Source organism: Pantoea sp. CTOTU50773, assembly GCF_032082325.1.
Taxonomy (GTDB): domain Bacteria; phylum Pseudomonadota; class Gammaproteobacteria; order Enterobacterales; family Enterobacteriaceae; genus Pantoea; species Pantoea communis.
Genome location: NZ_DAMDQC010000121.1, coordinates 1 through 13,286 on the forward strand (window position 1 = coordinate 1; position 13,286 = coordinate 13,286).

15 protein-coding genes are annotated in these 13,286 nt (G+C 52.9%); 7 read left to right on the forward strand and 8 right to left on the reverse strand.

Annotated features, from left to right (window positions below; genetic code table 11):
* Positions 1 to 8: 8 nt before the first annotated feature.
* The 5 genes from accA to RT340_RS16935 all read left to right on the forward strand — a co-directional run bounded on the left by accA (position 9) and on the right by RT340_RS16935 (position 5,701).
* Complete coding sequence (gene accA / locus RT340_RS16915) at positions 9 to 968, forward strand: acetyl-CoA carboxylase carboxyl transferase subunit alpha (RefSeq protein ID WP_034829454.1); 960 nt, start codon at positions 9 to 11, stop codon at positions 966 to 968.
* A 442-nt stretch (positions 969 to 1,410) separates the two neighbouring features.
* A complete protein-coding gene (locus tag RT340_RS16920) occupies positions 1,411 to 3,561 on the forward strand; it encodes a lysine decarboxylase LdcC (RefSeq protein WP_313377280.1) in 2,151 nt (716 codons plus the stop codon).
* A 72-nt stretch (positions 3,562 to 3,633) separates the two neighbouring features.
* Positions 3,634 to 4,023, forward strand: a complete 390-nt coding sequence (locus RT340_RS16925; RefSeq protein WP_058962058.1) for a VOC family protein — start codon at positions 3,634 to 3,636, stop codon at positions 4,021 to 4,023.
* A gap of 53 nt (positions 4,024 to 4,076) precedes the next feature.
* Positions 4,077 to 5,378: a tRNA lysidine(34) synthetase TilS gene (gene tilS / locus RT340_RS16930; RefSeq protein WP_182057906.1), complete on the forward strand. Its 1,302-nt coding sequence runs from the start codon at positions 4,077 to 4,079 to the stop codon at positions 5,376 to 5,378.
* A 14-nt stretch (positions 5,379 to 5,392) separates the two neighbouring features.
* Positions 5,393 to 5,701, forward strand: a complete 309-nt coding sequence (locus RT340_RS16935; protein ID WP_034829444.1) for a c-type cytochrome — start codon at positions 5,393 to 5,395, stop codon at positions 5,699 to 5,701.
* A 40-nt stretch (positions 5,702 to 5,741) separates the two neighbouring features.
* On the opposite strand, the gene rof is transcribed toward RT340_RS16935, so the two are convergent.
* Both rof and RT340_RS16945 read right to left on the reverse strand, forming a co-directional pair.
* Complete coding sequence (gene rof / locus RT340_RS16940; RefSeq protein WP_038648888.1) at positions 5,742 to 6,005, reverse strand: Rho-binding antiterminator; 264 nt, start codon at positions 6,003 to 6,005, stop codon at positions 5,742 to 5,744.
* Entirely contained in the window at positions 5,992 to 6,192 is a 201-nt protein-coding gene (locus tag RT340_RS16945; protein WP_211729112.1) for a YaeP family protein, read from the reverse strand. The genes rof and RT340_RS16945 overlap by 14 nt, the downstream gene beginning before the upstream one ends.
* Before the next feature lie 216 nt (positions 6,193 to 6,408).
* Here RT340_RS16945 and arfB point away from each other — a divergent pair, with 216 nt between their 5' ends.
* Positions 6,409 to 6,819, forward strand: a complete 411-nt coding sequence (arfB, locus tag RT340_RS16950) for an alternative ribosome rescue aminoacyl-tRNA hydrolase ArfB (protein WP_097118394.1) — start codon at positions 6,409 to 6,411, stop codon at positions 6,817 to 6,819.
* Positions 6,820 to 6,849: 30 nt separating this feature from the next.
* On the opposite strand, the gene proS is transcribed toward arfB, so the two are convergent.
* From proS to metN, 6 genes are all read right to left on the reverse strand, one after another.
* On the reverse strand, positions 6,850 to 8,568 hold the full coding sequence (gene proS / locus RT340_RS16955; protein WP_097118395.1) for a proline--tRNA ligase: 1,719 nt from the start codon (positions 8,566 to 8,568) through the stop codon (positions 6,850 to 6,852).
* Between the two features lie 90 nt (positions 8,569 to 8,658).
* On the reverse strand, positions 8,659 to 9,363 hold the full coding sequence (gene tsaA, locus RT340_RS16960; protein ID WP_097118396.1) for a tRNA (N6-threonylcarbamoyladenosine(37)-N6)-methyltransferase TrmO: 705 nt from the start codon (positions 9,361 to 9,363) through the stop codon (positions 8,659 to 8,661).
* Positions 9,360 to 9,761, reverse strand: a complete 402-nt coding sequence (gene rcsF / locus RT340_RS16965; protein WP_058962053.1) for an Rcs stress response system protein RcsF — start codon at positions 9,759 to 9,761, stop codon at positions 9,360 to 9,362. The genes tsaA and rcsF overlap by 4 nt, the downstream gene beginning before the upstream one ends.
* 115 nt (positions 9,762 to 9,876) lie before the next feature.
* A complete protein-coding gene (locus RT340_RS16970; protein WP_034829430.1) occupies positions 9,877 to 10,692 on the reverse strand; it encodes a MetQ/NlpA family lipoprotein in 816 nt (271 codons plus the stop codon).
* 37 nt (positions 10,693 to 10,729) lie between these two features.
* The gene (locus tag RT340_RS16975; RefSeq protein ID WP_034829428.1) at positions 10,730 to 11,383 is read right to left on the reverse strand and encodes a methionine ABC transporter permease MetI; all 654 of its coding nucleotides are present in this window, start codon (positions 11,381 to 11,383) and stop codon (positions 10,730 to 10,732) included.
* Complete coding sequence (gene metN / locus RT340_RS16980) at positions 11,376 to 12,407, reverse strand: methionine ABC transporter ATP-binding protein MetN (RefSeq protein ID WP_097118397.1); 1,032 nt, start codon at positions 12,405 to 12,407, stop codon at positions 11,376 to 11,378. Before metN ends, RT340_RS16975 begins: the two co-directional genes overlap by 8 nt.
* 188 nt (positions 12,408 to 12,595) lie before the next feature.
* Between metN and gmhB the strand changes: the two genes are divergently transcribed.
* A complete protein-coding gene (gene gmhB, locus RT340_RS16985) occupies positions 12,596 to 13,156 on the forward strand; it encodes a D-glycero-beta-D-manno-heptose 1,7-bisphosphate 7-phosphatase (protein ID WP_097118398.1) in 561 nt (186 codons plus the stop codon).
* The last annotated feature ends 130 nt before the right edge of the window (positions 13,157 to 13,286 follow it).

Sequence of the window (13,286 nt, forward strand, 5' to 3'; positions counted from 1 at the left end):
GGAACATTATGAGTCTTAATTACCTGGATTTTGAACAGCCAATCGCAGAACTGGAAGCGAAAATCGACTCGCTGAAGTCAATTGGCCGTTCGGATGAGAAACACGATATTAATCTGGATGAAGAAGTGCAGCGTCTGCGCGAAAAAAGCGTTGAGCTGACACGTAAAATCTTCTCCGATTTAGGTGCATGGCAGGTTGCGCAGCTCGCGCGTCACCCGCTGCGCCCTTACACGCTGGACTATGTCCGCAACGCGTTTGATGATTTCGATGAGTTGGCTGGCGACCGCGCTTATGCCGATGACAAAGCGATTGTCGGCGGTATTGCCCGTCTTGATGGTCGTCCGGTGATGGTCATTGGCCATCAGAAAGGCCGTGAAACCAAAGAGAAAATCCGTCGTAACTTCGGTATGCCAGCACCAGAAGGCTATCGTAAAGCGCTGCGACTGATGGAAATGGCTGAACGCTTCAAAATGCCACTGATCACCTTCATCGACACCCCGGGTGCATACCCTGGTGTGGGCGCCGAAGAGCGTGGACAATCAGAAGCCATCGCACGCAACCTGCGTGAAATGTCAGGTCTGAAAATTCCGGTCATTTGTACCGTGATTGGCGAAGGCGGTTCCGGTGGTGCGCTGGCAATTGGCGTGGGCGACAAAGTGAACATGCTGCAGTACAGCACCTACTCGGTGATTTCACCGGAAGGCTGTGCTTCTATTCTGTGGAAAAGCGCTGATAAAGCGCCATTGGCTGCGGAAGCGATGGGCATCACCGCCGATCGCCTGAAAGAGCTGAAGCTGATCGACTCGATCATCCCTGAACCATTGGGCGGCGCGCATCGTCAACCAGTGGATATGGCGGCAAGCTTGAAAAAGCAACTGCTGGCGGATCTGGCCGATCTCGACGTGTTGAGCACGGAAGAGCTGCTTAACCGTCGTTATCAGCGCCTGATGAGCTATGGCTACGCGTAAGCCAGCCTGTGCATGAAGAGAAGCGGACTCCGGTCCGCTTTTTTTATGCCAGCTGATTACCGAGCGAGATCGTTCAAACTGCTATGCATTGGGCAGTAAAGAGAATCTAATCAGCCAAAAAAACCTTTTTATTATCAAGGTGCTCATTCAATCATGAACTCACCTGAATATTGAGTGGGATCAAACAGACGACGATGAATTGGTCAGCCATGACGTTCTAACCGGGCTGAGAAGGCCAGCCCGAAGAGCAAAGCGTCCGGGCCATGGACGGCCCGGCCGATCTGCATGGATGCGTTGTTCCTTTGCGATCGGGCTGGCCTTTTCTGGCCCTCGCACCCAATTAACAGCAATCCCCCCTAAACAACAACACCGCATTCCAGAACATTCACCTCTCACTTTTCGCTATCCTTATTCAGTGCCATAACACCACAGGAGGTGAGCATTGAATATTATCGCGATCATGGGACCGCACGGCGCGTTCTACAAAGATGAACCGATTCGTGAACTGGACGCAGCCCTCAAGCTGCAAGGGTTCCAGACCGTCTATCCCAACAATGCCAGCGACCTGCTGAAACTGATAGAACACAACCCGCGTATCTGCGGCGTGGTTTTTGACTGGGACGATTACAGTCTGGCGCTGTGTAGCGACATCAACCAGCTCAACGAATATCTGCCGCTGTATGCCTTTATTAACACCCATTCGCAGATGGATGTCAGCATTAACGAAATGCGCATGGCGCTGCAATTCTTTGAGTACGCGCTCAATGCCGCTGACGACATCGCATTACACATTCGGCAGTACACCGATGAGTACATCGATAAAATCATGCCGCCGCTCACCAAGGCGCTATTCACCTATGTGAAAGAGGGCAAATACACCTTCTGTACGCAGGGCCACATGGGCGGCACCGCCTTCCAGAAAAGCCCGGTGGGCAGCCTGTTCTATGACTTCTTTGGTGCAAACACGCTCAAGGCGGATGTCTCCATCTCCGTCACCGAACTGGGGTCTCTGCTCGATCACACCGGCCCGCACCTCGAAGCAGAAGAGTATGTGGCGCGTACTTTTGGCGCTGAACAAAGCTATATGGTGACCAATGGCACCTCAACCTCAAACAAAATTGTTGGGATGTACGCTGCACCCGCAGGAAGTACGGTGCTGATTGACCGTAACTGCCACAAATCACTCACCCATTTGCTGATGATGAGCGACATCATCCCGATTTGGCTCAAGCCTACGCGTAATGCGCTGGGCATTCTAGGGGGGATCCCGCAGCGGGAATTCACACGCGACGGCATTCAGCAGAAAGTTAATCAGACACCACGCGCCAGTTGGCCGGTGCATGCCGTCATCACCAACTCCACTTACGATGGCCTGTTGTATAACACCCAGTACATCAAAGAGACGCTGGATGTGCCGTCGATTCATTTCGATTCGGCTTGGGTGCCGTATACCAACTTTCATCCCATCTACAGCGGCAAAAGTGGTATGAGCGGGGAGCGTATTCCCGGCAAAGTGATTTATGAAACGCAGTCAACGCACAAACTGCTGGCGGCGTTTTCGCAGGCCTCGCTGATTCACATCAAAGGTGATTACGACCACGACACCTTTAATGAAGCCTACATGATGCACACCACCACATCGCCGAGTTACGCGATTGTCTCATCGATCGAAACGGCGGCGGCGATGCTGCGCGGTAATCCGGGAAAGCGATTGATCAATCGCTCAGTTGAGCGCGCTTTGCACTTCCGTCTTGAGATTCAGCGACTGCGTGAAGAGTGCGATGGCTGGTTCTTCGACATCTGGCAGCCTGAGCAGATCGATGAAGCTGAGTGCTGGCCGATCCAGCCAGGCGAAGAGGACTGGCATGGATTCACCCATGCCGATCGTGATCACATGTACCTCGATCCGATCAAAGTCACCATCCTGACACCCGGAATGAGTGAATTGGGGAAAATGGCGGATGAAGGCATTCCGGCGGCGCTGGTGGCGAAGTTCCTCGATCAGCGCGGCGTGGTGGTAGAGAAGACCGGTCCGTACAATTTGCTGTTCCTGTTCAGCATCGGCATCGATAAAACCAAAGCCATGAGCGTGTTGCGTGGTCTGACTGAATTCAAACGCGCCTACGATCTTAATTTGCGGGTGAAAAACATGCTGCCGGATCTCTATGCCGAAGATCCCGATTTCTATCGTAATATGCGCATCCAGACATTGGCGCAGGGCATTCATAATCTGATTCGACAACACGATCTGCAACGCCTGATGCTTAAGGCTTTCGACGTTTTACCTGAATCAAAAATGACGCCGCATCAGGCCTTCCAGCGCCAGGTGCAGGGGCAAGTCGAAACCGTCGATATCCGTGAGTTAGTGGGCCGGGTCTCTGCCAACATGATTCTGCCTTATCCACCGGGCGTGCCGTTGGTGATGCCGGGCGAGATGATCACGGAGGAGAGTCGCGCGGTGCTCGATTTTCTGCTGATGCTCTGCACGATTGGACGGCACTATCCTGGATTTGAAACCGATATCCATGGTGCAACGCTCACCGACGATGGGCGCTATCTGGTGCGCGTGCTCCGTGAGGAAAACAGCCGTTAACTTCGGACAATTGCCTCTTTTCAGCGCGCTACCGAGCACGTAGGCTTAGCGGCTGATTCTTTAGGAGCCGCTATGCTGCAGATAAAACAGATCCACCACATTGCCATTATTGCCACCGATTATCAGCGCAGTAAGGCGTTTTACTGTGACGTGTTAGGTTTTGATTTGCTGGGTGAGTATTACCGCGCCGAGCGTGATTCGTGGAAAGGCGATCTGGGACTGAACGGGGTTTATACCATCGAACTGTTCTCGTTCCCCTCGCCGCCGCCACGCGTCAGTGGGCCGGAAGCCTGCGGTCTGCGTCATCTGGCGTTTTGTGTTGATGATGTTGAACAGTCGATTGCCGCGTTGGCTGCGAAAGGCGTGGTGTGCGAACCCATCCGCATTGATGCCCTGACTGGCAAAGCGTGCACTTTCTTTCCGGATCCAGACGGTTTGCCGCTGGAGCTGTATCAAGCGTAAACTAGCCACCGCTGCGGGCCGCAATCAGGCGGTTCGCGTTGACGGATTACGCTATGTCCTTTTCCCATCTTGCTTCGTTACTGAAACCCGACGCCCGCTGTGTGCTGGCGTTCAGTGGCGGGTTGGATTCCACCGTACTGCTGCATCAGCTGGTGAGTTGGCAACGCCTGATGCCACAGCTGCAGGTGCGCGCGTTGCACGTCCATCATGGATTAAGCCCAAATGCGGAGCGCTGGGCGTCACATTGCCTGCAAATCTGTCAGCAGTGGCAGATTCCCTGCGAAGTGTTGCGCGTTCAGGTGGATGGTCGTGTAAAGGGCATTGAGGCGGCGGCCCGTGAAGCACGCTATCAGGCGTTATTGCAACAGCTGCAACCCGGTGAGCACTTACTTACGGCTCAGCACCTTGACGATCAGTGTGAAACGCTGTTGTTGGCGTTAAAAAGGGGCAGTGGTCCAGCAGGATTGGCGGCGATGCCCATCCAGCGTCAGGTGGGAAAACATTCGCACCTGCGCCCGTTGCTGGATATCAGTCGTCAGCAACTCGAAACCTATGCGACGGAGCACCGCTTACGCTGGATCGAGGATGAAAGTAACGCCGACAGCCGCTATGACCGTAATTTTCTTCGTCAGGACATTCTGCCGTTGCTGCAGACGCGCTGGCCACATTTTAGCGCCGCCAGCGCCCGCAGTGCCGCGTTGTGTGGTGAGCAGGAACAATTGCTGGATGAACTGCTGGCAGAACAGTTGGCCCAGCTCACTGATGAACAGGGCGCACTGCATTTTCCGCCATTGCTGACGATGAGCGAAGCGCGGCGCCATGCGCTTTTGCGTCGCTGGATTGCACAGCAGGGCGGCGCGATGCCTTCACGTGATGCCTTAAAACGTATCACCGATGAAGTGATGTGTAGCCGTGAAGATGCCAATCCCAGCCTGAGTTTTGCTGCCTTTACACTCCGCCGGTATCGACAGCGGCTGTATTGGCTTAACGCGCATGCATCGCTGAGTCAGCACTCGCTAACCTGGCATGATCGTGAACAACTGCTGCGGCTGCCCGAGAATTTAGGCGTATTACAGGCAAACCCGGCGATCGCCACCTTGCGTCATCCCACCGAGGACGAATCGATCAACGTTCGTTTTCAGGCCAGCGGCTATTATCATCTGCTGGGCCGCGCCGGAGGCCGCGAGATAAAAAAATTGTGGCAGGAATTAGGTGTGCCACCCTGGCAGCGGGAGCGTATCCCCTTGATTTACTACAACCAGACGCTGATCTGTGCACCGGGAATCTTTGTCACCCACGAAGGTGCGGCCAGTCATGAGCAAGGCTGGCAAGCGATCTGGTTACAACAACAATAAGATGGAGAGCAATGATGAAACACTGGATGGCGGCAGCATTGCTGGCCGCAGCGTTGCCGGCTTTTGCCGACGGCGATGTGAATGCAGGCGCGCAAAAAGCAGCAACCTGCCTGGCGTGTCATGGTGCGGAAGGGAAAAGTGCTGTGCCGCTTTATCCCAATCTTGCCGGGCAACATGCGCCTTACCTGCTGCACTCCTTGCAGGCATATAAAAAAGGGGAGCGTAGCGGTGGTCAGGCAGAAGTGATGAAAGCGTTTGTGGCAGGATTGAGCGATCAGGATATGGAAGATTTATCGGCGTATTACAGTTCGCTGAAGCCGTAAGCGAGGGGGGCGGGATAGCATTCCCGCCCGAATGTGGTAGTTATTCGTCTTCGCTAACGATGACGGTGCCCAGCTCGGGATGACTGAAGCTGGCGATATGGTCAAGACGCAGTTCGCGGGTTTCACCGGAGAGATCGACCGTCAGGTACTCCACGTTTTTACGTGAGACCATGTCAACGGCTTTCGCCTTAAGCTGATCGCCGTTTTTTAACTCCAAAGACAGCGTCCAGTGTTTGGTGCAGGCGAGCTCGAGGCTATCGTAGTCATCGCAGTTGATGGGTTTGTAGGCTTCATTCGTCAACATAGTCGCTCACCAATAAGTTAGAAGCAGCATAAGCTGCTTGTTCCCTGACAGAAGAGTTTAGCGCAGAATTAGCGGCAATATCGTTGAGTGCGTTTAGCGCGCAACCTATCGCGTCTGGCACATACCCCAGGTCGCCACTGCCGATTTCGGCATACTTCTGGCGAACTAACTCACAATACTTTTGCACATACACCTCCTCAGCAGAGCTTAAATACTCTGGTTGATAAGCGACTATATCACAGGATTTTCATGGAAATCAGCCAGGGGAAGCCGCGATCTGTACAAAGAAAAGTGTAAAAGTGACACACAGCGCTGGCCTTAAGCAGGAAGGCGGCGCACAAAAGGTTAAGTTGATGAACAGGTTATTCCGCGACACAACATCGTTCTTAAAGGCAGGTGACAGATGATCGTGCTGTCGCGTTCAGTTTCACTTGCAGACAACGAGGTCGAGCTCAGTGCCATTCGTGCACAAGGTGCGGGCGGGCAGCATGTGAATAAAACGTCTACTGCTATCCATCTGCGTTTTGATATCCATGCCTCTTCGCTGCCACCGTTCTACAAGGAACGCCTATTGGCTGCGAGCCACCATTTGATTACGACAGAAGGCGTGGTGATCATCAAATCTCAGGAGTATCGCAGCCAGGAAATGAATCGCGAGGCGGCCCTGCAGCGGCTGATCAATCTGATTCGTGAGTTAACCACGATGGAAAAAACCCGGCGGGCGACACGACCCACGCGTGCATCTAAAGAGCGGCGGCTCGAGGGGAAATCACGGCGCAGTAATGTGAAAGCGATGCGGGGAAAAGTGCAATGAAAAACGCCTCCAGCTGGAGGCGTTTTAGTCTTACTTGTTCAGCGCTTTTGCCAGGAACTCGACAATATCGTGTTGTTTGATCATTTGCTTCTCGCTGGATGAACGCGACTTGTACTCGATCTCTTCGTTATCGAGGTTACGGTCACCGATGACGATAGTATGTGGCACGCCAATCAGTTCCATATCAGCGAACATCACGCCTGGGCGCTCTTTGCGGTCATCCAGAATCACATCAATGCCTTTGGCACGCAGCTGGCTGTAAAGCTCTTCAGCCAACTCTTTCACACGGAACGATTTCTGCATGTTCATTGGCAAAATCGCCACTTCGAACGGTGCCAGCGCGGCTGGCCAGATGATGCCGCGTTCGTCATGGTTCTGCTCAATGGCCGCGGCGACAACACGGGTGATACCAATGCCGTAGCAACCCATGGTCATGATCTGGTTGCGGCCCTCTTCACCCTGTACTGCCGCTTTCATTGCGTCAGAGTACTTGGTACCCAGCTGGAAGATGTGACCGACTTCGATACCACGTTTGATTTGCAGCGTGCCTTTGCCATCCGGGCTTGGATCGCCTTCAACCACGTTACGGATATCTTCTACGCGCGCTTCTGGCAGATCGCGCAGCCAGTTGATGCCGGCAAAGTGCTGACCATCAATGTTGGCGCCTGCAGAGAAATCGCTCATCTTGGCAACGGTGCGGTCAGCAATCACAGGCATGCTTAGACCAACCGGGCCGATAGAACCAAAACCTGCGCCAACGGCGGCGCGAATCGCTTCTTCGCTGCCCATCTCCAGCGGAGAGGCAACGATATCCAGATGCTCGGCTTTGATTTCGTTGAGTTCATGATCGCCGCGAACCAACAAGGCAACCAGCGCATGGCCGCTCTCTTCCGCACCTTTCACAATCAGCGTTTTCACGGTTTTTTCTACCGGGATCTGATGTTGCTCAACCAATTCGGCAATCGTTTTGGCATTTGGCGTCGCGAACTGCGTCATCGCCTGAGTCGCAGCCGGACGTTCGCCCGCTGGCGCCAGTGCTTCGGCTTTTTCGATGTTAGCGGCGTAATCGGATTCGCTGGAGAAGATCACATCATCTTCACCGCTCTGCGCCAGCACCTGGAATTCGTGAGAGCCGCTACCGCCAATCGAACCGGTATCCGCTTGCACCGCACGGAAATCCAGCCCCATACGGCTGAAGCTCTGGCTGTAAGCGCGATACATTGCATCATAGGTTTCCTGTAAGGATTCCTGTGAGGTGTGGAAGGAGTATGCATCTTTCATGATGAACTCACGTGAGCGCATCACACCAAAACGAGGGCGCACTTCGTCACGGAATTTGGTCTGGATTTGATACAGATTCAGCGGCAGCTGCTTGTACGAGCTCAGCTCGTTGCGGATCAAATCGGTGACCACTTCTTCGTGAGTTGGACCTAACACGAATGGACGCTCGTGGCGATCTTTAATGCGCAGCAGTTCTGGGCCGTACTGCTCCCAACGGCCGCTCTCTTCCCATAAATCGGCAGGCTGAACCACCGGCATGGAGATCTCAATCGCACCCGCGTTGTTCATCTCTTCGCGTACGATGTTTTCAACTTTTCGCAGCACGCGAACACCGGTCGGCAGCCAGGTATAAAGACCAGAAGCCAGTTTACGGATCATACCGGCGCGCAGCATCAGCTGGTGGCTGATCACTTCCGCATCGGATGGCGTCTCTTTCAGAGTAGAGAGCAGATATTGAGTAGTACGCATTGATTACGATTCCAGTTGTACGGAAGGACACGGACAAAAAATTTTCTGGCGGCTAGTGTACCAGCGAGATCATTCACTCAAAAGCTTGTTTTAGCGTGGATCGAGAGCGATCACTTCTGTGCCGATCTCATCGATACGCCAGCGCACGTTAAAGTCGAGTAGCCAGGCAGCATATTCACGATCTTCCGCTTCACCTTTACGGTAAGCGGGGCGGGGATCCTGCGCTAAAACGTCAGCGATAAAACGTGCCAGATGGGGATAGTTGTTCTGCTGCTGGATTTGGTTTTGCGCCAGAGCAGAGAAACGCACGGGCATGGTGGCATCCGGTGCGCTCTGCGCGAAGCCGGCGCGGGCATCGGGCAGGGCTTCAGCAAACGGCAGGTAGGGTTTGATATCGACTACCGGTGTGCCATCGACTAAATCCAGACTACCGAGTTGCAGAATCACCTGCTGCTTTTCACATCGAATGCCTTTCAATTCGACCAGCGACATGCCGATGGGGTTAGGGCGAAAGGTGGATCGGGTGGCGAAGACTCCCATGCGTGCGTTGCCGCCTAAGCGAGGAGGGCGCACGGTTGGGCGCCAACCGCCTTCCATGGTCTGATGGAAAACAAACAGCACCCAAAGATGGCTGAAGGCTTCAAGCCCGCGCACCGCTTCTGGCTGATTATAAGGCGGCAGGAGATGCAACTCGCCGCCGCCATCCTGAACTAGCCCAGGCTGGCGCGGTACGGCAAATTTTTCTTTCCACGGCGAACGAATGACGCCGATTTGCGCAAAGGCAAAATCACTCATTGATTGGAAACTTTCAGTGCTGAGCCCTGGCAAATCGCCTGACGATAACAGCCCGGCGTGCTGGTGACGATTTCGCATTTATGCAGCAATATCGCGTTCGCTTTCATCCCGGCTGCTTTAATCTGCAGGCGCTTACGCGCGGTATTGATATTCGGTGGCGAATCCTGGCTGCTGCTTTGGCAATCATCGGCAGAGACTTCGCCCAGATCGCGGAACGGATTACTGACCAGATCGGTGGCATCGGTATAAATTTTTACCGGTGCAGGACGTGGAGCAGGCTTACGTTCTGGTTCGCTGGATGATGGTTGCGGGCGGGCGGGAGCACTGCTTATTGGGTGATATTCACGGACACACCCGGTTAGCATCAATGCTAACAAGCAGAGCGGTAAAAAACGCATGGCAACATCCTCAGTAGTAAAAAGTGGCGTTATTGAAACAAGGACGGGATTAAATAACAAGTCAGCAAAAAGAAAGGGCGGCCGAAGCCGCCCTGGATGGCATCAAAGGCGAAAATTACCAGCCTTTAACTGCACCACCGTTGAAGATTTTGTTCGCGGCTTCAGAAACTTCATCAGACTGATATGCCTGAACAAATTTCTTCACGTTTTCCGCATCTTTATTATCTTCACGGCTAACGATCAGGTTCACGTAAGGAGAATCTTTATCTTCGACAAAGATGCCATCTTTCGCAGGTGTCAGGCCAATCTGGCTGGCGTAAGTGGTGTTAATCACCGCCAGCGCAATCTGCTGATCGTCCAGTGAACGTGGAAGCTGTGGCGCTTCCAGCTCAACAATCTTCAGGTTTTTAGGGTTCTCAACAATATCCAGAGAGGTTGGCAGCAGGCCCACGCCATCTTTCAGTTTGATCAGGCCGACTTTCTGCAGCAGCAGCAGTGAACGACCGAGGTTGGTTGGATCGTTAGGAATCGCAACCTGTGCACCGTTTTGCAGTTCATCCAATGATTTGATTTTCTTTGAATAGCCAGCAATCGGATAAACGAAGGTGTTACCCACTGGCACAAGCTTATAGCCACGGTCTTTGATCTGCTGATCCAGATAAGGCTTATGCTGGAAGGCGTTAACATCGATATCGCCTTTGCTTAATGCTTCGTTCGGCAGCACGTAATCGTTAAAGGTCACCAGCTCAACATCCAGACCGTATTTCTCTTTAGCGACCTTCACTGCGGTTTCAGCAACCTGCTGCTCAGCACCGACAATCACACCCACTTTGATGTGGTTTGGGTCTTTAGCTTTCTGATCGCATCCTGCCAGCGCAATTGCGCCAATCAGAGCACCCACAGCGGCAATCTTCTTAAATGTGAAAGACATATCCCTTCCTTAATAGAGGACTATTGATGTTGTTTACTTATTTATGTGACACAGCACGGACAATGCGGTCGCCACAGAATTGAATGAGATACACCAGAACAACCAGCAAAATCAGCACAGTATTCATCACAGTGGCGTTATAACCAATGTAACCATACTGATAGCCAATCTGACCCAAGCCACCTGCGCCGACCGCGCCACCCATGGCGGAATAGCCGACCAGCGTAATCAGAGTAATTGTAGCGGCATTCACCAGACCAGGCAGGGCTTCTGGCAGCAGCACTTTACGTACGATCTGCAGGGGAGTCGCGCCCATCGCGCGTGAGGCTTCGATTAAACCGGTTGGCAACTCTAACAGCGCATTCTCGACCATGCGCGCAATGAAAGGTGCGGCGCCGACTGTCAGTGGCACGATTGCAGCCTGCAAACCAATGGAGGTGCCGACAATCATGCGCGTGAAAGGAATCATCCACACCAGTAATATAATGAAGGGGATTGAACGGAAGATATTCACCACCGCTGAGAGCACGCGATAGAGTGTGCCATTGGCCAGAATTTGCCCTGGGCGAGTGACATACAGCAGCACGCCGACGGGCAGGCCGAGTACAAAACCAAAGAAACCAGAGACGAAGGTCATCATCAGCGTTTCCCAGACGCCACGCGTCAGTAACCACAGCATCGCTTCAGACATAACCCAGTACCTCTACTTTCACATGATTTTCTTTCAGCCAGGCAATCGCTGCCTGTGTGTCTGTTTCACTGCCATCCATCTCGGCCAGCATGATGCCGAACTTCACGCCGCCGGCATAATCCATCTGGGCACTGATGATGTTGTTATTCACATTGAAGCGACGAGCAGCTTCTGACAGCAGCGGCGCATCTACTGATTTGCCGGTGAACTCCAGACGCAACAGCGGGACGCTTTCAGCTGTGGCTTGCGGTGTCATACGTTGCTGGTAATCGTCTGGGATATCCAGATGCAGCGTCGATTGAATGAATTGCTGAGCCAGTGGCGTTTTAGGATGTGAGAACACTTCACTGACGCTGTCTTTCTCAATCAGTTCGCCATTACTGATAACAGCAACCTGATCGCAGATGCGTTTCACCACATCCATCTCATGAGTGATCAGCAGAATAGTGATCCCCAGACGGCGGTTGATGTCTTTCAGTAACTCTAAAATGGAACGCGTGGTTGCTGGGTCGAGGGCGCTGGTGGCTTCGTCGCACAGCAAAACTTTTGGATTCGTGGCCAGCGCACGCGCAATCGCCACACGCTGTTTTTGTCCACCCGAAAGATTCGCAGGCCAGCTGTCGTGCTTGTCCGCCAGTCCAACTAACTCCAGCAGTTCAGTTACGCGGTTTTTAATCTGCTCACGTGACAGGTCGCCCAATTCAAGCGGCAGCGCAACGTTACCGGCTACGGTACGTGAGTTCATTAGATTGAAGTGCTGGAAAATCATGCCAATCTGACGGCGTGTCAGCGTCAGTTTTGAGGAGGAGAGGGCAGTCAAATCCTGACCATCAACCAGAACGCGTCCTGATGTTGGACGCTCAAGCAAGTTAACGCAGCGGATCAGCGTACTTTTACCGGCACCGGAAGAACCGATGACGCCATAAATCTGTCCAGCAGGCACATGCAGGCTGACGTTGGAAAGCGCCTGAATGGTGCGTGAACCTTGCTGGAACACTTTGGTAATGTTTTCGAGTTTAATCATTAGTTTAATAGTTATCGTGTTGCGTTGTCCGTGGTGTATCGGGTTTCACGCGATTGCGCTGCGTGAAATTTGGATGGATGTTAAGGCATCCAGACGGCTAAATCAATCGAAGTCATTCAATCTGCCATTCTCTCTATATATGCAATCATGCGATACTGTGCGGCATTATTTGCAGCAGGAGTTTCTACGTGTCGAATAAAGTCCCCGCTATTTTCCTGGATCGTGATGGCACCCTGAATGTCGATCATGGTTATGTTCACGAAATCGATAATTTTGAATTCATCGATGGCACCATTGAAGCGTTACAGGTGCTAAAGAAGATGGGCTTCGCGCTGGTACTGGTGACCAACCAGTCCGGTATTGCGCGCGGCATGTTTACCGAAGACCAGTTTATGCAGCTCACCGAATGGATGGATTGGTCGCTGGCGGATCGTGATGTCGATCTTGATGGCATCTATTTCTGTCCTCATCTGCCAGATGCAACTGTAGAAGAGTATCGCCAGGTATGTGATTGCCGTAAGCCGCAGCCGGGTATGCTGCTCTCTGCGCAGAAGCATCTGAACATCGATATGACTGCTTCTTATATGGTAGGTGACAAAATAGAAGATATGCAGGCAGCTGCAGCAGCAGGTGTGGGCACGAAAGTGCTGGTGCGTACTGGTAAGCCGGTCACCGCTGAAGGCGAAAATGCAGCAGATTGGGTGCTTAACAGCCTGTCAGAGCTGCCTGGACGCATTAAAAAGGGCTGATTTAGGCGGTTTTGTGCAATTTTCAAGCGAACGAATAAAAACTTGAAAATTGCCCTTGCGCTTCCTCAGAACCTGCCTATAATGCGCCACCACTGAGACGGCAAAGCGGCAACGCAGACGGCTCAGCAGG

What these genes read in the sequence shown, in the direction of transcription:
- accA (WP_034829454.1), top strand. Translation starts at nt 9, where the DNA reads ATGAGTCTTAATTACCTGGATTTTGAACAGCCAATCGCAGAACTGGAA.
- RT340_RS16925 (WP_058962058.1), top strand. Translation starts at nt 3,634, where the DNA reads ATGCTGCAGATAAAACAGATCCACCACATTGCCATTATTGCCACCGAT.
- tilS (WP_182057906.1), top strand. Translation starts at nt 4,077, where the DNA reads ATGTCCTTTTCCCATCTTGCTTCGTTACTGAAACCCGACGCCCGCTGT.
- RT340_RS16935 (WP_034829444.1), top strand. Translation starts at nt 5,393, where the DNA reads ATGAAACACTGGATGGCGGCAGCATTGCTGGCCGCAGCGTTGCCGGCT.
- rof (WP_038648888.1), bottom strand. Translation starts at nt 6,005, where the DNA reads ATGTTGACGAATGAAGCCTACAAACCCATCAACTGCGATGACTACGAT.
- arfB (WP_097118394.1), top strand. Translation starts at nt 6,409, where the DNA reads ATGATCGTGCTGTCGCGTTCAGTTTCACTTGCAGACAACGAGGTCGAG.
- proS (WP_097118395.1), bottom strand. Translation starts at nt 8,568, where the DNA reads ATGCGTACTACTCAATATCTGCTCTCTACTCTGAAAGAGACGCCATCC.
- tsaA (WP_097118396.1), bottom strand. Translation starts at nt 9,363, where the DNA reads ATGAGTGATTTTGCCTTTGCGCAAATCGGCGTCATTCGTTCGCCGTGG.
- rcsF (WP_058962053.1), bottom strand. Translation starts at nt 9,761, where the DNA reads ATGCGTTTTTTACCGCTCTGCTTGTTAGCATTGATGCTAACCGGGTGT.
- RT340_RS16970 (WP_034829430.1), bottom strand. Translation starts at nt 10,692, where the DNA reads ATGTCTTTCACATTTAAGAAGATTGCCGCTGTGGGTGCTCTGATTGGC.
- RT340_RS16975 (WP_034829428.1), bottom strand. Translation starts at nt 11,383, where the DNA reads ATGTCTGAAGCGATGCTGTGGTTACTGACGCGTGGCGTCTGGGAAACG.
- metN (WP_097118397.1), bottom strand. Translation starts at nt 12,407, where the DNA reads ATGATTAAACTCGAAAACATTACCAAAGTGTTCCAGCAAGGTTCACGC.